Raw genomic sequence first — 22721 nt, 5'->3', positions numbered from 1 at the left:
GTACGCACCTTAGAGCTGGCAGACCAGGCAGCCCTGGTCGTCGTCGTCGTCTGGCTCCTCTGCAATTTCGGTCGAGGCAAAGACTTCCATGAGCGTCAGATTCTCTTTCCGAGCGGCATTCCGCTGGATGCGAATAACATGCTCTCGCTTGATTTGTTCAACACGCTCAGGCTGCTCCATCTCCGCGAGGCTCTCCCCTTGGCTCCAAGTGAAGAAGTTCCCGGTTTTTTCGAAAGGTCGCTCATATTCTTTGGCTTTTTCATATAGCTCTGGGTAGGTCTCTTTGAGGCGAACCCATTCGATCTTTTGCTGATAGAAGCAAAAGTAGCATCCAGACCGAGTACGCCCCCATTTGGTGTAAGGCGGCATGCCAACACCTGAGGTACGTAGAATCTCTTCAATATCGCGAAGAACTAAGCCATCCTCTCTAAAGGGATAAACAGCTTTGATGTTGGGCTTATGGCTGATGTAGCCACTGCGGTTTTCTTCCGCACGAAGACCGACATAATTGATTACCTCGTCATCTCCACAGTGCTGCTCAAATGGCTTCAGCTTTAGAGCGCGTGTGCACCAACGACGATGGTTAGATGGAATCATTCCACCGTACATTTCGTACCAATGATCAAAGCCCACATCTGCATTCAACCGGATAACTTCCTTGCCCAGGTAACTTGCAATGCGGTCTAAATACTCGTAGGTTTCAGGTAGCTCTTTCCCAGTGTCGCTAAAGATGTACTCCATCTCCGGAACGCGGTCTCGCATGTAGATGGCCAAGGCCGCGCTATCTTTACCACCCGATAGACTCAGAATGTGACGCACTCTCTTCTCTTCAGCCATGCTTGGTTTCCTCTACTTGCTGCGTGCCCGCGACTAGTTGTAAGTCCATGATGGCCTGAGCCAGCGCAGCTGCTGCCATCTGGGCATCCCCTTGGGCAGACTTCTTGACCAGTGCTAGTACGTTTTGTGCTAGAACCTTGGAAGACTCAGTTGTCGCAACAAACACCGCTTGCTCTTCGCCCCCCGCCATCGTGAGGGTCAAGCCTACAAAACGTTCTGCCGCTCTAGGCGCCACACCGCGGTGCATCACTACCTGCATCCATCGCTGATAGCGACCACAAAGCTCGGACAGGCCCTCTTGGAAGCGACTGATTGTGTCATCTGACCAAGAGTCCAGAGGGCGCTGCACGATTAAGCTGCCAACCGAGTCCAGCCATTTCTCGTCGCTCAAAATCAGGTCCGTACAACGGACAATGAAACTCTTGAGCTTCACATCTGCAAGCGTGGTTCCTTCTTTACTGCATTCGGCTTGAAGCTGATTTCGAACATGACTCAGAGGGCCGCTGATTTTGAACCCGCGGCTTAGCTCAGAGGCAACATCCTCTTGCAGCCTACGATAAGCCATGCCCAAATCTGTTAGCGAGCTAGTCAGCCAATCCACGAACGAGTCTTTGGTCTTCGACTCGGCATATGCCTTACGCAACGTTTGAGTCAGTAGCGCAATGGGATCCGTTGCCTTGCTAAGCATGGAGCGCACTAGAGCTGCATCTTTGCTAATTCGTTGAGTTTGCTTGGTAAAGTCAGGCAAACGGATAAACCAACGCATCAATGAGCGCGCAATATCGAGGTAAGAGGCCTCCTGATCCAGTCCGCACCCGATAGATGACAGCGCCTTGCGATAGTCACCCAGCATTACTACATTATCATTTACATTCAAAAGCTCGCGCAACGTAAAATTCTGCGGGCTCTTAAACATGCGCTGCAGATGTTCTGATGTGAGCTCAAGCACAAGCGAGCCTCGTTCAAATACGGCGCACCGTCCCCGGTTGACCAGTAAGTAGAGAACAATCCAGATACCAGCAGGCCCTGCACGAACACCCAATGGGGGCGCCGCAAGGCGTTCCATTAGTGCTGCAAAGCTTTGTGGCTCATCCCCTCCCAAACTTTCAGAGATGACACTCCATACAGGCCGAATATCATTGGAGGCCAAGCTAGTTGGTTCATGGAGAGACCACTGACCATCCTGCTCCTGCCAGATACCCGTTTCACGCAACAGAGAAGTGTGGATAAGTCTCTCCGGCGGGTATTGGTCTTGGCTACAGATTGGTTGGGTCACATCTCCAGCAAGAATGACGTCAAACAAACGCTGACGAGCTAGGACAATCGGCGAGGCAGGCTTATCCTTGTTGATCAGCTCATTGACGATGCGAGGTGTCTTCGGAAATGCTTTCGCAAACAACCATGATGCGAGCTGGCTGGCATTCATCAGCTCACTGCCATGAATGGCCTTTCCAAGGTGCCAATAGGTGGCGCCCGGACGCTCAACTGATGGCATCAATGCTGACGTAACTACCCGTTCAACCGTATTTGCAGCATCGTGGAGTCGTCCCTCTACATAACGTGTTGACCATGGATCAAGCCGCTTGGCAGACACCTCTCGCATGATTTCCTGCCAAATCGCATAGTCGGATAGCGCTGCACGACCTTCGGCTGAAAGTACCAAGCAACCGCTGATGCTAAGCAAGTCCTGCTCTTTTTTAATACGCTGTAAAGCATGCGGCGTAGCATCTGATCCCTCAACCACAAGTACGATTTTCAGCCAGCCGTCAGGCTGAGCTTCATCCGTCTTGGGCTTTATGACCTGAGGCCAGTTTTCAGGTGTGCCGACCAGAACCCCCATGGTGCGTATGGTGCCCGTTTCGTCATAGTGACGATTTGCCACGACGGGACGCTTGGAGAGTGCCGCATTGATACCTGCTTGTATCAGATCACTGTCATTGCGACGTGCAGCTTCCTCATAGAGCGCTTCAATGTTGACTGCATCAGAAACTGCGAGCGCGAACTCTGTATTTCTTTTCCGTTTTACCAGTACACCTTGCTCGACCAGAGCAGCCAGTGCCGCAGATATTTCGGAAGCATCCACACGACCAAGTGCATATGTAACCGTTTCGACATTGATCGAAACGCCGATCCCGCCTTGAACCAACTCGAGGATGGCAACGCACTTCAGCACGCTCAGTGCTACTGCATTTTGTGTAATCCGATGAATGGCTTCCTGAGCAAATACCCAGCGTCGCTCAGCCCCCAGGTCCCGAAAACGCAGGCCAAAACCCCCAGCCAAGAAATCATAGAGATCAGTAACGCCATACCAGTGACCAACAGCGTGCTTTTGAGCGAAATCACGCACCCCACTTGGTTCCGCTCCTTTTAGGAAGGAGTGGAAAGTACGTTCACTCTGACCAAAACGCTTAGACACTATCGCCATTGCAGCCAAGGTCAGAGGGTGAAGCGGGTAGAGAGATTCAGCCTCTTCGAACAGGATACGATCCGGCTCAGATGTAGGGCGAAGTACACCAAGCTCAATCGCGCGCGCGTAGAGCGACTTCGCCTCTGCGACCAGCTCAGGCCACAGCTGCATCTTGTGCGCAGTCCCTAGCGCGTGGCGAGCAAAGTAGGCGTATCGTTCAACTGGCTCATCAAAAGGGATCTCTGCAAAGCGTGCGGATATTTTGTGCCACTCATCGCCTAATGCGCGTCCAACACCTGCGGCGTAACTGGCGAAATGCTGGTGGAGCATCGCAATAACGGCCAGCTTGTCATCACCTATTGTGCATGCGGCTTCGGCAACTTGCTGAATAGCAATCAGATCGCCTTCTGAGGGATGCAAGGCAGCATGCTCAATGAATTTGCCGACCTCGTCGATAAGTAAAGTGAGACCTTGATAACCATCAGCTTGAAGAGCAACGGCAAAATCTGAAGCCATTTCACCAGCAGCACTGTTGAATGGAAGGCCCTTGTAGGTGCCTACAGCTACATCAAGCTGCTTCCGCAGTGCGGAGAATGCTTTTTTCTTGCCAAATGTAGCAAGCGCATCGGAAATTGCGGCGGCTAACGCAGCTCCAAACGAGAGGCGCGAGCCAACAACAGCCAAGCTGTAGCGCCGGGCTGTTTCAAACTGGTCCGCAGTGTTTGGAGAAATGGCGCGAAGGCTCGCTGCGGCAGGTCCATGTGCCGCTGCTCCGGCCATAAGCTGCGCAAGCATGACACCTAGCGCCGACTTACCGCTTCCATAGGGCCCAACGATTTTCCAGGCACGCTGCGCATGCCCAGCAGTTATATCGTTAGCAATCTGGCGAATTGCACTGAGGCTGTTTGGCGTCAAGAGATAGCCGTCCACCACCCGATCATCATGAAGATCTCGATCCAAAGAGATGGAGCGTGTGTGCTGTCCGTCTAGTGTCAGTAGGGCAATGATTTGCTCAGGCATTTTCCAGCGCCTCTTCTTGTAGCCACAACTGGAACTGTGGATCTAATTGATTTGATGTAAGGACGATGCTTTGTGTATCTGCAGTATCCACAAAGCGAAGCGCGCCATGAAGCGGTCCGTCGATGGTGCGCTCAATAATCAATCTCAGTTGATGTTCGCTAAGCCTGAAAACTACCCCCGGACTGTAGTCTCCCTTCAAAACACTATTGAAATCAGCCGTACCACTAAGCTTCTGGCACAGCAGAAAATCAACCAGTGCTATTGCGAAAACTCTCGGAGTGAGGCCAACTTGCACATGGATATCAGTGCTATAGATAGTTCGGCCATCTTCTGTTCTCGTCGCTTTGAGTAACCCCAAGTCTTGCAGGGGACACCAAGAGGTGTCATCCCCATTCTTTTCTGAAGGCAAGTAGCTTTGAATGAAAAGAGAAGCATGCTGCTCAAGCGTCGACGGTGCCAATGGGCGAGCCATGTGCGCACTACGTTGACCGAGAGCCTGTATCAGGCGGGCCCGTTCGAAACGAATCAAGCGCCCCTCTCCAAACACTTCATTCCATGCAGCCAGACTGGCGCGCGAACTTAACTGCCAGTGAATAAGCCAAAGTGACTCCGGTGACTCAAGATAAGGATCCCATGCCTCTCCGAAGAGACGCCTCCCAACAGCTCCAGGAACGTGTCCATCATCGGCAGACTCAATAACCCCCATCGCCTCAGCCCAAAACTGGAGTGACTTAACCATGTTTCTACCAATACCAAGCACCAGCATCGCCTGCTCTTCATCCCGTAGGATGCGCGGGTTAGTTAGCACTGCACGGTAAACCTTGGGCAACCACCCATAGCGACAAACAAAAGATTCATGCCCAGAGAAGCGCTCTGCACGCGCAGATACTATCGTCATTTCTTGTTCCTCTTGCGCTGGACGCTCTCCACAGGGAGTGTCTCTGCAGCAGGGCTTCCAGCCCGCTGAATGATGATGTGCTTGCTGGTCACATCAAAGTAGATGTCCACGGGGTCTCCCTCTTGTAGACCCGCGTTTCGTAACAGTGTGTCACTGAGGACTATTCGTCCTAGTTTTTGTACTGTTTTAGTATCAAATAGTACCTTCATGACACTGGTCGATGCCTTATTCTATGCATTGATAAAGTCTACAAATTGTACATTAATTAGTCTTTTTTTAGTATAACTTTGGTCGTTTATCTGCCAGCTTATATGAGCAGCTGGTCGAAAAGGCCTACCGTGGCCCGTGAGACACAAAAATGGGAATATGAGGAACGGCAGATTTTGAGAGGCCGGCCACATCTGTCCGCCCCCAATCGGCAAAATATCATTAAGGCATTAATGAAATGCCAACTTAATTCAAATAGAATATTGAATCAATTGCTTGCATGAAGCCATCGGCTACTATTAAAGCTTGGGAAAGACCCAAAGGAGTCATCAGCATGCCTGCTATGCACAACCCTGCACATCCTGGCGAGGTCCTTCAGGAGTGGCTTGAAGGCATCAGCGTGACAGAGGCTGCCCAGAAACTTGGGGTGACCCGTGCGGCGCTGTCGCGCATTCTGCACGGTCATGCTGGCATTAGTGCCGATATGGCCCTCCGCTTGGCAGAGAGTTTAGGCACCAGCCCTGAACTCTGGCTAGGTATGCAGTCCGCCTGGGCGCTTTGGCAAGAGCAACAGAAGCCACGGCCGCATGTTGGGAAGCTGTTGATACGCTGACCAGGGAACACGAGCGGGGAGTTGGGACTTGGTCTGATCACCCTGTAACCAGATGGCACCGCGTCCCTTCCGCTTCAGATCGGTAATCCCCAGGAAATAGACTGAAGCACCCGCCTCACCATCTGGGCTCCGAGAGCGGTATCCAGCAAACTGATGGGCGCACAGCCGAGCTCTTGATGAGAACGAGTCAACCATTCTCGAGCCTGCTCATCACTTCCCAGCGTTTCACGCACCTCACTGGCGATGCTTATCACGCGAAGTAAGCGCTCACTAGCAGCAGAATCCAGAGGCCGCCCCGATGCGTTTGCCCGCAAGGCCTTCTGGACGGAGATGCCGACTACATCTCCGATAACCTGAGGAGGTGCCTGCAACCACTCCACAACAGACATCAGTAGATTCGTAGGCAAACCCGCTCGGATTGCCTGGATCTGCTCTATCGGCGTTCGCTCACCCCATTCCCAATCTTGCAATGACATCGCAGGCTTACTCCCCATATTTTCTAAATGCTCCCAGCCACTACCAATCAGTACTCAGCCCCACACACAAGTTAGTGAACTGTTTTATCACAAACAACAGGATATGCCTCGGCGAATAATATTAATGAAAAGGCATAGAGGAGGCCTTGTACAAGCAATGCCGAATCCAACCTATTTCTTAGCCATTCCCATATGAATGCAAACATCCTTGAATTATTCCAATCCAAGTACTTTTAATATAGCGATTGCATCCTTACGAGCTTAGTCAGACCTGGCCTTCAATGAACGTTCCCGCTCCAATTCTGCAAACTGCCTCCCCAGACGATTCATCTCATCCACACTGTCAGCGTAGAATATTGGACGTTCAACAACAGCGAAAGGACAGTCATCATAGGGCGGCTTCAACTCCGGCCCATAAATATAATCATAAGTATGTGAAAAAACCAAATAACCCTCACCTATATCCTGCAATGTAAACGCAATCGGATAAAGCCATTCCTGGCACATATACTCGACTATTAGATCAGAATAGCATTCCTTGATCTGAATGGCGACCTCTAAAGAACAAGCCAAGTACGCCTCACGAAATAGAGCCCCTAGCAGGACCAAGTGGTCCAATGTCGGCGGGCTACTTTTCATTATATCCTGCAGCATTTTCCCATACACTTCTCGGACGTAAGCGCTGGGCATCGACAAATCCGGCATCAATTTTTCATGGGCCTGACGGCATAAAATCTGGAATGCTTTTTCTCCGTAATAATCCGCTCGTGCCAGCCCCAATCTACTCATTGCAGCCTGCGCAATATCGTGATAAACGTCAATCTCTAAGTCATTTCGCGTCAACAACTGCCAATATGGCGAGTAGAAAAGCTCCGCCGTACCAACAAAATCGGCCTCTTCCTCGACCAGTTGAATCAGATCGAAGTCTCGTTTGGGATGGTTGCCATTAGAGGGAAGCGTGCCATGCAAGCGTATCGTTTCGAAAATCCTGCTACGCATCTGGGGATCTTTCGGCCGACGCCCCAACTTCTCCAGAAAGAATAGATCAAGCTGATAGTCACTAAGCGAGGTTCTCGACTTAACCGCGTAGTACCAATGCTTGGCGCGCAACCTATCGACCGGCGACTGGCGGGGGCGCCCCGTCCGCTTTGCATCACTTGGTATCATGAAACTCCCCTTTTCATGGCCGCTTTCACGTTACCACAGAGTTTGGTATCACTCCTCTATACCTAGTCCAATCTGATTTCACCTGACCATGACTACCTCTGCCTCCCTTGACGAATTACAGCGCAACTTGCTGGATGCCTATGGGCCCTTGATGGGCGATGCAGTGCTATGGCAAGCCTTGGGCTTCAAGACCTGGGCCGGTTTTGACAGGGCAATACGTCAAGGAAAACTAGAGGTTCGCATCTTCACGTTGCCAGGAAGAAGGGGGAGATATGCGCTGACATGCGATGTCGCGTCATGGCTTTGGGACGTGCGTTCAACAGCCCCAAGCCCGCATGAAGCATGCTGAGAAAGAGGAGCCACTAGACAAATGCTCTATTGGGCTCATCTCACGGAGCCTCATCATGAAGGAGGATCAGAAATGTAAAAGGGTAACCTGACGGCTACCCCTTTGATGCAAAAGACGAATCTTTTGCCCTCGACAAGCAAAGTATCTTCTCGCGCATCCTAGCGGTCAAGCCATTCCCCACTGTGTTCGGCCAAAAACGGTCAGTTTCCAACTGAACGGCGGATTCTCACGTCCATTTTTGGCCAACTTTCCAACAGATGCGTGGCTGCGCAGGGAGAGGTGTTGCCGGCGCAGCCGGGAGAATACGATGCGAGTACGACGAGTCGTCACCCGTCGGGGTAGGCACATCCGTGGCTATTTCCCCTCCAAGAAAATGAAGCAGATGGTGGCATGGGAGTCGCTGCTGGAACGCGATGCCCTGCTGTTGCTGGAGCTGTCACCCGGCGTGATGATCTACCAGGAGCAACCCGAAGAATTGGTCTACTGGGACGGGGAGGCCATGCGCGCCTATATCCCGGATCTGCGGGTCTCGCTGAACGATGAACGGGCGTTGCTCATTGAGATCAAGCCCTCATCCGAACTAAGCCGCCCCCAGGTCAAAGCGAAATACCGCCAGATTGCCGAACAGCTGTTGGCGCAAGGTCTGGATTATCGGCTTTTGACCGATAAGGAAATCCAGCAGGAGCCACAGTTCAGTAATCTGAAACAGCTGCTGTACCGCTACAACCATCCCGCGAGCCCCCTCCCAACCCGCAGCCAGCTGGCTGCTGCCTTCTCTCAGACCGAATCCATCCCCTTGGCGCAATGCCTGGAGCGGTTCGGTTCAGACGTCACCGACACCCTGATCGCGCAAGCCCGGCTCTACGTCGACCTGACACAGCCCCTCGCGCCGGCGTCCCCCGTTCAACTACCTGCGGGAGAGCGCCATGCAACGATTTACTTTTAAGCGCGGCCTGGGCTTCCTGCAGGGACAGACTCGCTGGCAGCTGGACCGCCGCTTGGCCAGCGGCAAGCTGCAACTGCTCTCAGATGAAGGCGAGGTTCTGACACTGACCTCCGCAGAAATCCTGCAACGCTGGCAGTCGCAGGCATGGATCATCAACGAGGCGTCATTGGCCAATCTCGGCGAGGCGATCTATCTCGTGACGCCGCGCGATCTGTCGACCTATCCACTCAAACTCCAGGCCATCGCTCGGCGCCGCCTGCATTATCTGCAGGGCATCGACCCCGACCACACACCGTACAACAGGTCGGTCTGGGAGGCTCGCATCCATCAGCTGGCCGGCGAGATCGGCGATGCGCATCCTCCTTGTGCCGCGACGGTAGCGGACTGGTGGCGGCGCTACCGGACCACCCGCTCGATTCTGAAGCTGATCCCCTGGAATCGGCCAGAGTCTATCCACCAGACCAAACCAGGCTATCAGTTGTTCGAGCAGGTCATCGCCGAGGTTTATCTCACCGACAACAAGCTGCCGAAGCTGGCGGTCTACCAGCGGATGAAGGCGCGTACCGAGGCCATCAATCAGACGCTATCCCCTCATGAGCAGTTGAAATGCCCCGGCCGCACCACGGTATATCGCTGGCTGGAGGCGCTACAGCAGGATCTGGTCGATCTGGCCCGCGAGGGCGCCGAAGCTGTCCGCATGAAATACCGCGTCGCGATCGGCCGTGTGAATACCCAGGCCATCCTGGAACGGATCGAGATCGATCACACGCCGTTAGACCTCATCATCATTGACCTGGTGACAGGGCTAGCATTGGGCCGGCCGTGGATTACCGTGGCGATCGACCAGTACTCCCGGATGATCGTCGGCTTCTATATCAGCATCGGCGCGCCCTCCGCCAACTCGCTGTTGCAGTGCCTGCGGCGGGCCATCCTGCCCAAGGAGGCTCTACTCAGTCAGTGGGCTGATATCAAGCACCCGTGGCCGGCCTACGGCATCCCGCAGTTGGTCGCCGTCGACAATGGCCCGGATCTGCACAGCACCGGCTTTGAACAGGCCTGCCTGGAAATGAGCATCGTGATGCTGTTCTGCGGCTCGAAGGTATCGTGGCAAAAGGGGGCAATCGAGCGATTTATCCGCACTCAAAATGTAGACCTCATCCACACCTTGCCGGGCACCACGTTTTCCAATCCGAAGGAGCGCGGCGACTACCCATCAGAAAAGCAGGCCTGTCTAGACATGGCCACGCTGACACATTTACTGGTGCGCTGGATTGTCGATGTCTACAACGTCACGCCGCACCGTGGCATCAAGGGTCGGCCATTGGATCGCTGGCAGGAGTCAGCCAATCGGACGCCAATTGCGCTGCCCACCGACCCGCAGCAGTTGGAGCTGATCGCCGGTATTCCGGCGAGCCGGACGCTGTTCCACTACGGCATCGAGTTCGAGGGCCTGCATTACAACGACCATCACGTGCAGTTGATCCGCCGGCGCTTCGGCAAAAACGTTCCCGTGGAGATCAAGACCTACGAGGATGATGTCGGCCATATTCATGTGCTGGATCCGGACAGCAAGGCGTATCTGCGCGTTCCGGCGCGGGACATGGAATACGCCGAAGGTCTACCTCGGGAAATGCACCGCACCATCCGCGCCCATGCCAGCAAGCGCTTCGGCGAGCTGTGCAACACGCCCGAGCTGCTGGAGGCGAAACGCGAAATCCTGGAGTTGGCGCAGGCGGCGTTGCAGCACAAGAAGATGGGCTACCGAAAGTCCGGCGCGCGCCAGTTCAACCTCAACAGCGAGGCGGTGCTGGAAAAACAGGATCCGCTGGTCGCCGCCAGAAAACCCGTCAAAACCCGCAAAGTCCCCGTTCCAGAAGCCCTGCCGGACGGACTGCAGGATGAGCTGCCGGAGCTGACGGTATCGGCCAAGAAGGGAGGCGCGTGATGGATCCTCTCGACTTGATGCGGCAATTCGCTCCGAACGCCGGCTACACGTCCGACAAGGTGCTGGGCTACAAACTGCAGCTGGAACCCATCTACCACCAACGCTTTCGCCACGCGCTGTTCCAGATCGCCGAACTGCATCACCGTCGCCGCGCGCATGGCATGGGCGGCGGCGTGCTGTTGATCGGCCCCTCCGGCGCCGGCAAAAGCACCGTCCTCCGGGCGTATGAAGCCCAGTCACCACGCAGTTTCGAGACGCAGCGCACTCGAATTCCGGTCCTCATCGTGCGCGTGCCGTCGTCGCCGACGGTGCGCAGTCTCGCCGGCGCCATCCTGGAGGCCATGGGGGACCGCAAGTCGCACCGCGGCACCGCCCCCGAGAAAACCACCCGGCTGGTCGACTTCTTCTCCCAATGCGGCGTGGAGTTGCTGCTGATCGATGAGTTCCAGCATCTGTTCTATACCCCCAGCGCGACAGCATTTCGGGATGTCACCGATTGGCTGAAGAATCTGCTGGAGAGTACCGGCGTAGGCATGGTGGCGTGCGGGCTATCGGCAGCCGAGCTGGTGATCCGCAGCAACGAACAGTTGTCGCGCCGCTTCTCGCAGTGCATCCCCATGGATCCGTTCCAGCTCGATGATGAGGCAGATTTCTTGGAATACCGGGGGCTGCTCAAAGGCATCGCCCCCTGCCTGCCGCTGGGCTGCGAGATTCCCTTGCATGAGGCCAACCTGGCGCGGCGTATCCACACCGCTAGCTTCGGGCTGCTCGATTACACCATCAAGCTGCTGGAGGGCGCGGTCTGCGCCGCCAACCTGGCCGGCCTCAACACGCTGTCGCTGGATGTGCTGGGCGCCAGTTTTCGCGAGCGGATCTGGAAAGACGTGCCTGACACGCTGAATCCCTTCCATCCCGAGTCGTTGCTACGCCCCCTCACTCGCCCCGGCGAAATGTTCTACCCGCATACCCGCAAGGACCCAGTCGGCTCGCCGGTAGCCATCAAACTGGGCCTACATCAGAGCAAAGGAGGCGTGATCCATGCATGACAGCACCATCCCCCAGCAAGATGCCCCCAACTTGCTGATCCGGCCTCACCCAACGCGAACCGAGGGGCCTATCGGCTATCTGTTCCGACTGGCTGAGGCCAACTTCATGAACCTGCGGGACCTGGAGCAGCTCGGCATCGCCTTCACCCCGGAGGCCCTGCTACAGCAACAGCTGCTGCCCCCCGACCCGCTTTATCCGGAGCTGCATCGCCATGTTCGCCACGTGGCCCAGTTGGGGCGACATCAGCCCAGCATTTGGAACCGACGCTTTGCCCGGCACTGCCCGTACTGCCTGGCGGAGGAGGCTAGGTGGCGGATCGGCTGGGAGCTGCTGTATTTCGACACCTGCCCCAAACACGGCACCTGGCTGGTGGACCACTGCTCCAGTTGCGGCGAGTCACTGACCTGGCACCGGGACAGCCTGCTCCGTTGCAACTGCGGCGCCGATCTGCGTCGGGAGATTCCGGAAGAAGCGCCTGCGGCCGCGATCCTGCTGGCGGAAACGCTGGAACAGATGCTGTTGCAGCAATCAGCTCCACAAGCGCATGGCTATCCCTTCCAAGGGCTCTCCCTGGAGCAGACCCAGCGACTGATCCGCTACCTGGGCACTTATCTGAATCCGGTCGCCACGCTCAAGCCACTCAAAATCATGAATGCGGGCTTGCTGGAAGTATCTTGGCCCATCACCTCATTGGCGGCGGAGGTGCTGGTTTTCTGGCCCGAGAAATTCCATGCAGCGCTCGACACGCTGCAGACGTCCAGTGGAGATCCACAGATCAGCCTGAATGCCGTGTTTCAGGAGGCTTATCGTTACCTTTACGATGGCGGCCTGCGCGATGGCGTTTATCTCCCAATGCGCGAGGCTTTCGAACAGTGGGTGACGCAGCGCTGGAAAGGCGGTGTGGCCAGACGGAATCGCCGGTTCACCCTCGAGGTCCTGGAAAACATTCAGTGGATTCCCGGCAAAGCCGCAGCTGATCGACTCGGCATCTCCATGGCGCGGCTGCGCTACCTGATCCGCTCCGGTCAACTGGAGGGCCAGGAAACCATCAGCCACACCGGGCGCCGCTTCCTGATGGTGCGCAAAGACCGGCTGCTCCAGATGGAGGAAGCGCTCGCCGGGGAAATCACTATGACCAAGGCCATGGAGGTGCTGGGTCTGGGCAAGGTGCGGATGCGACGGATCCTGAAGTTGCTGTTCCCCTCCGCCCGCCGAGTCAACGACCAGCCCTTGCTGCCGTGGTGCATTTCCAGCTCGGAGGTCTATCAGCTAGCGGAGTACGGCGAGGAGCTGCCGCGGGTCTACTCCCTTGAGGAGGACGAAACTTCGCTGGCCGACGTGCTGCACTATTGGCAGTGGAATGCCGATGAGGTCGTGTCGCTGGTTGAGGAGGTCCAGGCCGGCAAGCTGCCCGTCTGCGCCATTCTCATCGGCAAGACTGGGATCACCCGCTGGGTGTTCAAACGTAAGGACCTCCAGCTGTGGCGAGCCCGCCTGCCGACCGATCGAGCCAACTGGGTCACCATTCCAGAGCTAGCAGAGGTACTAGGGGTTAAGCAGCAGGTCGCGTACTGGCTAACGCAGAACGACTACATCCGCTCGCACAAGCTGGGCAACCAGAAGCACCAAGGCTCCAGGGTGCGCAAAGCGGATGTCGACCGCTTCCTGCGGCAGTACATCTTCGGCACTGAGATCGCCGACCTGACCGGCCGCTCGCCCAGGAAAGTGATGAACATGCTCAAGCACTTAGCCATCTACCCGCTGCGCGGCACCAGCATCGAAGCTTGCCGCCAACTGGTATACAATCGCACCGATGCGCTTGGGCGTTTTATAGAAAGGTACCAGGTGGGGGATCCGATCAAGTGGCGGGACACGGTGCAGCGGCGGCTGAAGGCCTGGGAGAGGATTATCCAGGAAGATGGGACGCCCGTACCGCCTCCGTCCCACTTTCGTCTAGAACCCCGTTGATCTGCCGTGTTCCTCATCTAGATGAAGATGGGATCCTACAATTAGTGAGTCAAACTCACTAGGGTCAGTTATCGCTTGAACAACCTTGTCTGGACTTGTCTCCAAATCATTCTGAATTACGTCTATCGGTACGTAGGCTTCAAGTAGCCTGATGGCTTCATTGACTACGAAGGGATCGCCCGCTTCGGTCAAGATTTCGCGGATGATGGGATGATCGCGGTTGATCAGATAACGGATGCGGTTATTGTGAGCGTTCCGCCTCCAGACAGGTGACTTGTCAATAGTATTTAGGTCGACCCCCTTTCGTCGGTGCACACCAACAGATCTTTTGGAGAATTTTTGAACTACCGCTCTTAAACGTTTGCGCAATGTAGGTGGAAGCTGGGCATCTGACTTGTCCAGCGTGATTTTCCACTCGGCATCCAGACTGTTAGGAAGATCAATACGAACACGTGTCAATTGTGATAGTTCACTGTGAGGTACCAGTCGGAACCAAGTTCCGTAAATGATTAGTCGCTTGTTTCGGTAAACGTAAAACCCTTGGTTTCGGACTAAGCCCTCTTCACCGCCGAGTGCTAGGCGTTCCGAAACAGTAAGTTTCGAAAAGTGAGGTATGACATATGGTTTTACTTGGATGTGTTCCCCTCCTCTGATTTGAATCAGCTCGCCATCAAGTGACTGAGTGGCGGGATGGGCAGTCATAAAGGGGTCTACCGGGGAAAGAGAAATGCTTTGAATATAGATCGATAGCGGTCTGTCACTTTCTCCAGACAGGTATCTGTGGAAAATTAATGACAATTGCTTTCGAGCATGAGAGATCTTCTCGTTGAGGCGCTCATCAATCGTTGCGTTAATGCTTTTGTCATAAAGCCGGTCGCAATGCGCCCAGATAACCTCCGTTCCACTTGAGGCGAGGGGCTTCGATTCTAGAAAATCAAGGGCATCCTCTTCCTGAAAGATATCCATGGACCAGTTGTCAATGTTGTCAATATCCCAGCGAGCTGCATTAATGCCAGCATCATTCCAGGAGACAACGGTTAACACACGAGCTTGAGAAAGCGAAGCTGATTTCAGCCCCCATCCGAAGCGGCCTAGATCAAGAGCATCCCGTTTTTCCTCAGGGCTTCTGCTTGCCGGCCTCATTGCATCAATGAGTACCTCTAGAGTCATTCCCCTTCCATCATCACAAATCCTCACTATGACGTCGTCGTCGGCTGGGTCGAACTCCACCCAAACATTTCTCGCGTTCGCTTGAATGCTGTTGTCAATCAAATCAGCCAATGCAGCTGCGAGGTCATAGTTACCGAAACTGCGTGCCGTAGTCATAAGCGCGGATGCGCTGGGAGGGTTCGAAATTCTCAATTTTCTTTCTCTAGCCAAATCGAAGTCATGCCTCGCCGGGTTGCACAACTGCACTATGCAAGTGCGAGGTACCGGAAGACATTGAGTTAACAGATTAGGATCGTCGACTTTTGCCGGGCATCCAACCGGTTGTAATCTATGAAGAAGTCTATCTTACGCCTTTGGCATTTTGAATGACAATTATCACATAGGTGCTCTGACATTGGCGCACTAACATTCGAAGCGGCAGATCAAGTCAGATATCCGGCATGTTCATGTAGTGGACTGTTCCGGCTCCTGTCGGAATTCCTGTCTTTATGATTTCAGCATGGCAGGATATCCATGAACTAAATCACCTCCACTTTCCTAGATACCTCGTGAGCCTCACACTTGGCCCTACAAGGAGGTGTCATGAGTAGGCAGCCTTTCCCCGAAGAGTTCAAGATCGAAGCCGTCAAACAGGTCACTGAACGCGGCTACCCCGTCGCCGAAGTCGCCAGCCGTCTCGGAGTATCTGCCCACAGCCGGTATCAATGGCTGAAACGCTACGACCCCAAGCGTGCCATGCCGGCCGAGTCAGCGGACCAGCAAGCCGAAATTCGCCGCCTCAAGGCAGAGCTGAAACGGGTCACCGAGGAGCGCGACATCCTAAAAAAGGCCGCCGCATACTTTGCCAAGGAGTCCGGGTAAGGTATGCCTTCATCCGGACCTACGAGCAGCTGTTTCCAGTCCGACGCCTGTGTCGTGTCATGTCCGTGCATCCCAGTGGCTACTAGGAAAGCGTCCCCGCATTCACTCCGCGCCCGCGAAGACCAGCGTTTGCTGGGGCAAATCAAACAGGCCTGGCTAGAAAGTGGCGGTGTCTATGGCTACCGCAAGGTGTATGACAACCTGTAGGCGTAGGGGGAGTCAGTTCTGTAGTTACGACTGACAGGACTTCCTAGAGACCCATCACTTGATACCCGGATGAGTCGTCGGAGGAGCTGTCACGACAATGCCGTGGCGGAGAGTTTCTTCCAGTTGCTGAAGCGGAAACGCATCAAGCGAAAAACCTATCACAACCGGGGGGGAGCCCGATGAGACATCTTCATTACATCGAGATGTTCTACAACCCGAAGTGCCGGCATGGTTCCGCAAATGGGCTATCGCCGGTAGAGTTTGAGAAGTAATATTCCCATATCTAGAGAAGCTGGGGCGATTCACCAATGTGAAGAACTACAAAGGAAACTTTAACGAAGAATTTTTTGAGCATCGAGGTCGAGTTGTGCTCTCCCATGGTTCTGGCAGAATATGACTTTCTGTCGATGAAGCTATCTTCGATAGTTAATCTGATAAAAAAGCCGTATCTATAATATGGCTAGTTAATCTAGGAAAAATATGGATATTTTCACTAAAGAAAATCTCAGTCTTGCTTTGGGGGTTTTGGGGGCATGGTCTTTCTTCAAAGGGTCTTATTACAATATATGGACTTGGAGTCGAAACAATAAAGTTGTTCGTCTCACAAAGGAGAAAGAATTTTTTATAAGCCTAAAAAAATCTGACAGGGATTTGTTTATTTTTGTCTCATCATCTGCATTTGCTATTGCATTCATGGTCGGTGTCGCCTTGATGTTCCATTCAGCAGGAATGGACCCAGGAGGGGAGAAAATCATTCATTTTACTGACTGGTTATTTGGTTTTGGCATATACATGCTTTCGACATTCAGGATGGGGCAGCTAAACCGGCTGAGAAAATTTGATCAAACTGTGCAGAAAATTGATGCGCAGCTCAAAAAGCTTCAAGGCTAGGGCTGCGGATGCTCACGGTTGTGAACTCTGCGTGCGAATGCTGAGGTTATCAAGTTAAGGGGCTACTCAAAATCCATGTACAAGAGGGGGATCTGCACCCCCCTCTTTAGAAGGCCCACCTGAAGCCCATCTCAAGTGGGGAGCTCCCCGACCTGCAGAGATTCGGTGCTCCAGTTCCCCAAACCTGTCCTTTAGTCCAAGAGAACGCGCTTCCGGACCACGCCGGCTTGTGACTGTCGTTCTAACTTCATAAAATTTCAGGCTTATTTTCAATGTCATACCGCCGCTTGGCGGTGTTTTCGTTTGGAATGCCGATGGACCTGAATGCACTGTTGGCCAGCTTTGCTTCCGCCTTTGGCCAAGACAACCGGATGTTGACCTTGCAGCTTGGAGAGGGGCAGTTTGCCGCCGAGCAGCTGCTGCCGCTCAGCCTGGAGGGCGAGGAGGGGGTTTCCCTGCCTTATCGCTATACGCTGACCTGCCTGTCGCCGGACGGCAATATCCCGCTGAAGACGCTGTTGGGCCAGCCGGCCCGGATTGGCATCCAGGGCGCGGAGGGCGGGGAGGCGATTCGTTGCGGCGTGGTCAGCCAGGCCAGTTTGGCGGGGTCGGATGGCGGCTTTGCTCGCTATCAACTGGTCGTGGAAGCACCGTTCGCCTTGCTGCGCCACCGCAGGACCTCCCGGGTATTCCAGGACCTGTCCGTGCCGGACATCGTCAAACAGGTCCTCAGCGAACATCAGCAAGCCAACCCCATCTTCGCCCGCGTGCAAACGCTGGCCTTGCAGCTCAAGCCGGCCGCGCCGCGCAGCTATGCGCTGCAGTACCGCGAGAGCGATTACGATTTCATCGTCCGCCTGTTGCATGAAGAGGGTTACGCCTGGCGTTTCCGCCACCTGGAGGCGGACGGGCCGCGGGTGGAGCTTGCCATCTTTGACGATGCCTACGCTTTGCCGGCTTCTCCGCTGCAGCGGGTGCGCTTCCACCGCAGCGACGCCATCGAGGAAGAGGACGGCCTGACGGGTTGGGAAGCCGCGCGTCAGATTGTGCCCGGCGCCAGCGCGCTGGCCAGTTACGATTACAAACCGGTGCTCACCCAGCAAGGCCGGGAAGCCAGCCGGGTGGAGCAGGGCCAGTTTGGTCAGGCCTTGCAAAGCAGCCTGGGCCATTACGATGCGCCGGGCCTGTATTACGCCGGGGACGAGGAGCAACTGGGCCGCTACGCTGTGCTGCGGCAACAGGCCAACGATTTGCAGGCCAAGACCTTCAGCGGCAGCGGCGCGGTGCGCGGCTTGCTGCCGGGTGAGTGGTTCCGCCTGGACGACCACCCCGCGCATGAGGATGACGCGGAGGAGAAACGCCAGTTTGTTGTTACCGGCCAGCACTTCCAGGCGCGCAATAATCTGCCGCGGGATCTGGCGCAGCACTTGGGCGCGGAGGCGGATGCCGCGCCGTTCAGCGCCGCCATCCAGGCCCAGCGCCGCGGCATTCCGCTGACGCCGGCTTATGCCGGCACCGCTCACGCCAAGCCCACCAGCCTGGGCGTGCAAACCGCCACCGTGGTGGGACCGGCCAGCGGCGATGCCGGGGCGGAGAGCCCCGGAGAAGTGCATACCGACGAGCACGGCCGCATCAAGATTCAGTTCCATTGGCAGCGCCTGGAAGAGCATCCTGGCATCGGCGCGGGCATGGACGACAAATCCTCCTGCTGGGTGCGGGTGGCGATGCCGTCCGCCGGCGCCGGCTGGGGCCATCAGTTCCTGCCGCGCATCGGCCAGGAAGTGCTGGTGGACTTTATCGAAGGCGATATTGATCGCCCGGTGGTCAAGGCCGTGGTTTACAACGGCAGCCATCCCGCGCCGGACTTCAGCGGCGCCGGCAGCCTGCCGGCCAATAAGACGCTGTCCGGCATCAAATCCAAAGAGCATCAGGGCGGCGGCTATAACGAGCTGCTGTTCGACGACACCCCCGGCGAAGTACGCGCCAAGCTGTCCAGCGAGGCGGGCAAGACCCAGCTCAACCAAGGCTTCCTCACCCACCCGCGCAGCAATGGCCAGGCCCAGCCGCGCGGTGACGGTTTTGAGCTGCGGACGGACCAGCACGGCGCCATCCGCGCCGCCCACGGCCTGTTGCTGTCCACGGAGGCGCAAGGCGGAGGCGCGGGCAAGCAGCTGGCGCGGGAGCAGGCCAACAGCCAGCTACAAGCGGCGGTGGCCCTGAGCCAGGCGCTGGCCGAAACCGCCACCACGCAGCAGGCCGACACCATGGAAACCGGGCCGGACGGCATTGGCGATGACAACGCCAGCAGCGGCAAACGGGAACAAGGCCATGTGCTGCACCAGTTGCAGGCGCTGGAGGCCTGGGAGGCCGGCAGCAATACCGATCCAGACAGCAAAACCGCGAAAGAACAGGCCGGCCAGCAAGCCTTGCTGGTGTTGTCCGCGCCGGCCGGCATTGCCAGCCTGTCCGGGCAAAGCCAGACCCTGGCCGCGGAAACCCATCTCAACCTGGTGGCGCAGCGCGACACCAATCAAAGCAGCGGCCGGCGCTGGATTCATAACGTCGGCAAGCACATCAGCCTGTTCGTGGCCGGCGTGGCGGATCAGGTGGCGATGAAGTGGATAGCCGCCAAGGGCAAGATTCAGCTACAGGCGCAAAGCGACAGCATTGAGCTGACGGCGGACAAGGACGTCACCATCACCTCCTGCAAGGAACGCATCACCATTGCGGCTAAGGACGAAATCCTGCTGACCAGCGGCGGCGGTTATATCCGCCTCAAAGGCGGCGATATTGAAGTGCACTGCCCGGGCACGGTCAGCATCAAGGGCAGCAGTCATGTACTAAGCGGGCCGGCCAGCCTGAACTACAGAATGCCCACCTTCGGCCAGGTTTACAGTGGCCGCTTCCAGTTGCAGGACCAGAAAACCGGTGCGCCGCTGGTTGGCCGGGCTTACTCCATTAAGCAGGCCGGAGGCCGCACCCTCAGCGGGTATAGCGATAAGGACGGCTGGACCCTGACCGCCATGAGCCGGCAGCCGGAAGGGATGAAGTTGCAAGTGTTGGAGCCCGCACCGGCCAAAACCGAGACATTGCACCTGGCCGGGGGCGGCCAGCACGAGTTGGAGCTTGAGATGCGCAATGATGCTCAGCAAGGAGAATCCACATGACCACTCTGAACCCTAAAACAGCCGGCAATGGCCTGACGCGGCTGGAAGAAGATCAGCAGTATGCCAAGCTGCCCTCTGAGGAAAACAAGCCCTATCTGCAACCCAAGGCCGAGGCCGCGGTTAGGGTGCCTGATGTGCGTATCGGCGTCAGCAAGCTGGGAAAGACCTTCACCATCAATGCGCGGCAAGCGGTGATGAGTGCTGAGATTAGGGGGGATGAGGAGAACCATAAATACCTGTGGTACTACAAAGCCGAGGTCAGTTTCGATATGCCTTCAAGTAGTAGAGGGGTACCAAAGCCCTTTCTTAGTACTACGGAAGGCAGCAATCCCAACCGCCGACACTCGCTAACCCCTTTTCCTAAAGGCCTGCGTAAGAATTATCTGCGCCGCCCGGACCTGATCATTGTTAAGGACAAGGCGGTACGTTGGCCCGGAAGAGCGACGAAGGATCACGATGGCGTTCCGCATGGGGATAATCTGCACCGTGTTGTCGAGATCAAGTTTCCGGGCGACAGTTTGCATCGGGAGCAAGCTGAGGCTTATCAACAGATAGCGGGAGGTTTGGATCGTTTTACGCTATTGCATGTGATTCCACCAGGAAAAAAGCGGAGGCAGACCGAGCCGGTGAAGAAGCCCGCGCCCGTGTTTGCGCCCAGAGCAGATGGCATACCGCGTGGCGAGAACCGGCGGGTGCCAATATATGGCCCCAAGCCCTTGCCCGATCCCGCCTTTTATGAAGAATGGTTGGATGACGCCAAGCAGTTGGTGCACAGCTTGGCGGAGGATGGCAAAGCGCTGGCGCAAAACCTGCGTCAAGCGGTGGGTCAGTTGTCCGCCAAGGTGCAGGCGGAACTGAAGCAGCATGCGCCCTGGTTGTTTACCGCTGGGCACTGGCTGCAAGACAAGGCCAACGATACCTGGCACTTCGTCAACGAGCAGGGGAAGCGCATTGCCAGTTGGACCAGTGCGCAATTACGCGCGGCCTGGGCGGAAATTCAGCGCGTGACCGATCTGACCCTGGAAACCTTACGCCAGATAGACTGGACTCAAGTGTTGTTGGACATTGGCAAGGGCTTACTTGCCGTCGCGGTGGTTATCGCCGGGGTGGTGGTGGTGTTTGTGCTAGGGGGGGGGCTGGTGGCGGCATTGGCCGCGCTGGTGGAAATGGGAGCGGCCGCCTGGGCCGCTGTTGCAGTCATGTTGGGCGGCGGCGCCATGGCCGCCGCTTCTTGATGGCAGGATGGATGAAGCAAAAATGAGTGCACAAGAATATCAGCGCATGCAGGCCTATGCTCGTATTGCCAAGCAAGTGGATTTTATTGAAGGGGTGACTCCAGAGGGCCTGGTGCTAGTCCGGCTGGGGCTGATTTGCACCGTGTATTTCCGCAATGGTGGGCAGCGGGACATGGGCTACAAGGTATTAGGGTGCTTCGACCGTTTTGTCGAGCAGTTTGGCGAACATCTACAAGGCCAGTTTCATAGCCTAAGTGGCCGCAGTTTTACCAGCCTGCGGAAAGACAGCATTGTGAAGGCTAGAGTGAAGCTCCAAGAACTGATAGATGAAGGGGCGATGTTTTCTTGGGATTTACAAAGCGAAAAAACGGCGGAGGTGGCTGCTGAATACCATATCGAGACGCTGACTAGCAATATTGACCATGATCCTGAGTGGCTGTCCTATCTGAAGATCACATTGCCATGGCAGTTGTTGGAAGAGCCGGATGGCGAGCAGCGGTTCAAGGATTGGGTACGTTATTTGTGCGAAACGCTGGATGTGGACCAGGGCTACGCTGGCTTGGCCTGCAATCTCCCCTATGACTACCATCAATTCCAGCCATACGAGTTCCAGATGGCACAGCGATATAGCGGCCTAATGGTGGACCCGGCTCCACATTTGGATAAGGCGGCTTTAGAGGATGGCATCAAAGGCGTCAACTGGCTGACACTGCTGGGGCCTCGCTATATCGAGCAGCTGGGCGGCATGGCCGCGCTCAAGCAGCAGCTGCAGTTGCCCGATGTCAGCGTGCAGGAAACCGATAACGGCAGATTAATGGTTCAGGCTGGCGTGTTGCCGGATGTCGGCGCACCGGAAGATGGCCATCCGCCGGCCTATGTGGCGGTGAACCGGGTGCTCAAGTCGGTGCGGGTGCCTCATCCGGATCAGCTGCATACCTGCATGGACGATGCAGAGGGCTTCACCAAGGCCAATACCTTGGCGTGGTATGCGCGTTTTGACGATGCGATACCGGCGGCCAGCGTGCCGCCGCAGGCGTCAGCCGGTGGCTTGCGCTGCGAAGCCGGGCTGCCCTGCCCGGAAAGTGGGATCTGGTGGACGCCGGCGAAAGACAGCTCGCATCAACACTTTAAGAAAGGGGACCTCATGCCGGATTTCCCTGGATCAAGTTATGGCAGCACGATCTGGTATCGAGAGCCGGCCCCCGACGCAAGATGAGTGCAGTGATGTGGAGCGTGCTGGTGGCCATGCTGGCGGGGGCTTTGGGCAACCGATAATCCAACGATTGGAGATCGCATTGTGGGAGATGTCC

At 55.9% G+C, this 22721-nt stretch carries 15 protein-coding genes and 1 pseudogene; 10 read left to right on the top strand and 6 right to left on the bottom strand.

Annotated elements, in window-relative coordinates; genetic code table 11:
- Positions 1-9: 9 nt before the first annotated feature.
- Genes LQT98_RS05180 through LQT98_RS05170 form a run of 3 tightly spaced genes read right to left on the bottom strand, consistent with a single transcriptional unit; the run spans position 10 to position 5162 of the window.
- Complete coding sequence (locus LQT98_RS05180) at positions 10-837, bottom strand: phosphoadenosine phosphosulfate reductase family protein (protein ID WP_231461376.1); 828 nt, start codon at positions 835-837, stop codon at positions 10-12.
- On the bottom strand, positions 830-4264 hold the full coding sequence (locus LQT98_RS05175; protein ID WP_231461375.1) for a hypothetical protein: 3435 nt from the start codon (positions 4262-4264) through the stop codon (positions 830-832). Before LQT98_RS05175 ends, LQT98_RS05180 begins: the two co-directional genes overlap by 8 nt.
- Complete coding sequence (locus LQT98_RS05170; RefSeq protein ID WP_231461374.1) at positions 4257-5162, bottom strand: DUF4007 family protein; 906 nt, start codon at positions 5160-5162, stop codon at positions 4257-4259. The genes LQT98_RS05175 and LQT98_RS05170 overlap by 8 nt, the downstream gene beginning before the upstream one ends.
- Positions 5163-5703: 541 nt before the next feature.
- Here LQT98_RS05170 and LQT98_RS05165 point away from each other — a divergent pair.
- The gene (locus LQT98_RS05165; RefSeq protein ID WP_231461373.1) at positions 5704-5982 is read left to right on the top strand and encodes a HigA family addiction module antitoxin; all 279 of its coding nucleotides are present in this window, start codon (positions 5704-5706) and stop codon (positions 5980-5982) included.
- A 74-nt stretch (positions 5983-6056) separates the two neighbouring features.
- Here LQT98_RS05165 and LQT98_RS05160 read toward each other — a convergent pair whose 3' ends face one another.
- On the bottom strand, positions 6057-6458 hold the full coding sequence (locus LQT98_RS05160; RefSeq protein WP_231461372.1) for an antitoxin Xre/MbcA/ParS toxin-binding domain-containing protein: 402 nt from the start codon (positions 6456-6458) through the stop codon (positions 6057-6059).
- Between the two features lie 261 nt (positions 6459-6719).
- A complete protein-coding gene (locus tag LQT98_RS05155) occupies positions 6720-7625 on the bottom strand; it encodes a hypothetical protein (protein WP_231461371.1) in 906 nt (301 codons plus the stop codon).
- A gap of 722 nt (positions 7626-8347) precedes the next feature.
- Between LQT98_RS05155 and LQT98_RS05150 the strand changes: the two genes are divergently transcribed.
- Genes LQT98_RS05150 through LQT98_RS05135 form a run of 4 tightly spaced genes read left to right on the top strand, consistent with a single transcriptional unit; the run spans position 8348 to position 13880 of the window.
- Positions 8348-8920 (top strand): TnsA endonuclease N-terminal domain-containing protein, encoded by a 573-nt coding sequence (locus LQT98_RS05150; protein WP_231461370.1) that lies wholly within the window; start codon positions 8348-8350, stop codon positions 8918-8920.
- Complete coding sequence (locus LQT98_RS05145) at positions 8901-10865, top strand: hypothetical protein (RefSeq protein ID WP_231461369.1); 1965 nt, start codon at positions 8901-8903, stop codon at positions 10863-10865. The genes LQT98_RS05150 and LQT98_RS05145 overlap by 20 nt, the downstream gene beginning before the upstream one ends.
- A complete protein-coding gene (locus tag LQT98_RS05140; RefSeq protein ID WP_231461368.1) occupies positions 10865-11911 on the top strand; it encodes a TniB family NTP-binding protein in 1047 nt (348 codons plus the stop codon). The genes LQT98_RS05145 and LQT98_RS05140 overlap by 1 nt, the downstream gene beginning before the upstream one ends.
- Positions 11904-13880, top strand: coding sequence for a helix-turn-helix domain-containing protein (locus tag LQT98_RS05135; protein WP_231461367.1), 1977 nt, complete (start codon positions 11904-11906; stop codon positions 13878-13880). The genes LQT98_RS05140 and LQT98_RS05135 overlap by 8 nt, the downstream gene beginning before the upstream one ends.
- On the opposite strand, the gene LQT98_RS05130 is transcribed toward LQT98_RS05135, so the two are convergent.
- Complete coding sequence (locus LQT98_RS05130) at positions 13866-15206, bottom strand: ATP-binding protein (RefSeq protein WP_231461366.1); 1341 nt, start codon at positions 15204-15206, stop codon at positions 13866-13868. The genes LQT98_RS05135 and LQT98_RS05130 overlap by 15 nt on opposite strands.
- Positions 15207-15632: 426 nt before the next feature.
- Here LQT98_RS05130 and LQT98_RS05125 point away from each other — a divergent pair.
- The 5 genes and pseudogenes from LQT98_RS05125 to LQT98_RS05105 all read left to right on the top strand — a co-directional run bounded on the left by LQT98_RS05125 (position 15633) and on the right by LQT98_RS05105 (position 22627).
- A pseudogene (locus LQT98_RS05125) lies at positions 15633-16390 on the top strand (transposase).
- 208 nt (positions 16391-16598) lie between these two features.
- Positions 16599-17009 carry a hypothetical protein gene (locus LQT98_RS05120; protein WP_231461365.1) on the top strand — a complete coding sequence of 137 codons (411 nt, stop codon included), beginning with the start codon at positions 16599-16601 and terminating at the stop codon, positions 17007-17009.
- Between the two features lie 314 nt (positions 17010-17323).
- The gene (locus tag LQT98_RS05115; RefSeq protein WP_231461364.1) at positions 17324-20176 is read left to right on the top strand and encodes a type VI secretion system Vgr family protein; all 2853 of its coding nucleotides are present in this window, start codon (positions 17324-17326) and stop codon (positions 20174-20176) included.
- A complete protein-coding gene (locus LQT98_RS05110; protein ID WP_231461363.1) occupies positions 20173-21411 on the top strand; it encodes a VRR-NUC domain-containing protein in 1239 nt (412 codons plus the stop codon). The genes LQT98_RS05115 and LQT98_RS05110 overlap by 4 nt, the downstream gene beginning before the upstream one ends.
- A 7-nt stretch (positions 21412-21418) precedes the next feature.
- Positions 21419-22627 carry a DUF3396 domain-containing protein gene (locus LQT98_RS05105; protein WP_231461362.1) on the top strand — a complete coding sequence of 403 codons (1209 nt, stop codon included), beginning with the start codon at positions 21419-21421 and terminating at the stop codon, positions 22625-22627.
- The last annotated feature ends 94 nt before the right edge of the window (positions 22628-22721 follow it).

The organism is Chromobacterium aquaticum, assembly GCF_021129195.1.
Lineage (GTDB): Bacteria > Pseudomonadota > Gammaproteobacteria > Burkholderiales > Chromobacteriaceae > Chromobacterium > Chromobacterium aquaticum.
This window is presented reverse-complemented; position numbering and strand designations above follow the sequence as displayed.

Coding starts and splice junctions, on each gene's coding strand:
- LQT98_RS05180 (WP_231461376.1), bottom strand. CDS start 837: ATGGCTGAAGAGAAGAGAGTGCGTCACATTCTGAGTCTATCGGGTGGT.
- LQT98_RS05175 (WP_231461375.1), bottom strand. CDS start 4,264: ATGCCTGAGCAAATCATTGCCCTACTGACACTAGACGGACAGCACACA.
- LQT98_RS05170 (WP_231461374.1), bottom strand. CDS start 5,162: ATGACGATAGTATCTGCGCGTGCAGAGCGCTTCTCTGGGCATGAATCT.
- LQT98_RS05165 (WP_231461373.1), top strand. CDS start 5,704: ATGCCTGCTATGCACAACCCTGCACATCCTGGCGAGGTCCTTCAGGAG.
- LQT98_RS05160 (WP_231461372.1), bottom strand. CDS start 6,458: ATGTCATTGCAAGATTGGGAATGGGGTGAGCGAACGCCGATAGAGCAG.
- LQT98_RS05155 (WP_231461371.1), bottom strand. CDS start 7,625: ATGATACCAAGTGATGCAAAGCGGACGGGGCGCCCCCGCCAGTCGCCG.
- LQT98_RS05150 (WP_231461370.1), top strand. CDS start 8,348: ATGAAGCAGATGGTGGCATGGGAGTCGCTGCTGGAACGCGATGCCCTG.
- LQT98_RS05145 (WP_231461369.1), top strand. CDS start 8,901: ATGCAACGATTTACTTTTAAGCGCGGCCTGGGCTTCCTGCAGGGACAG.
- LQT98_RS05140 (WP_231461368.1), top strand. CDS start 10,865: ATGGATCCTCTCGACTTGATGCGGCAATTCGCTCCGAACGCCGGCTAC.
- LQT98_RS05135 (WP_231461367.1), top strand. CDS start 11,904: ATGCATGACAGCACCATCCCCCAGCAAGATGCCCCCAACTTGCTGATC.
- LQT98_RS05130 (WP_231461366.1), bottom strand. CDS start 15,206: ATGACTACGGCACGCAGTTTCGGTAACTATGACCTCGCAGCTGCATTG.
- LQT98_RS05120 (WP_231461365.1), top strand. CDS start 16,599: ATGGATATTTTCACTAAAGAAAATCTCAGTCTTGCTTTGGGGGTTTTG.
- LQT98_RS05115 (WP_231461364.1), top strand. CDS start 17,324: ATGGACCTGAATGCACTGTTGGCCAGCTTTGCTTCCGCCTTTGGCCAA.
- LQT98_RS05110 (WP_231461363.1), top strand. CDS start 20,173: ATGACCACTCTGAACCCTAAAACAGCCGGCAATGGCCTGACGCGGCTG.
- LQT98_RS05105 (WP_231461362.1), top strand. CDS start 21,419: ATGGATGAAGCAAAAATGAGTGCACAAGAATATCAGCGCATGCAGGCC.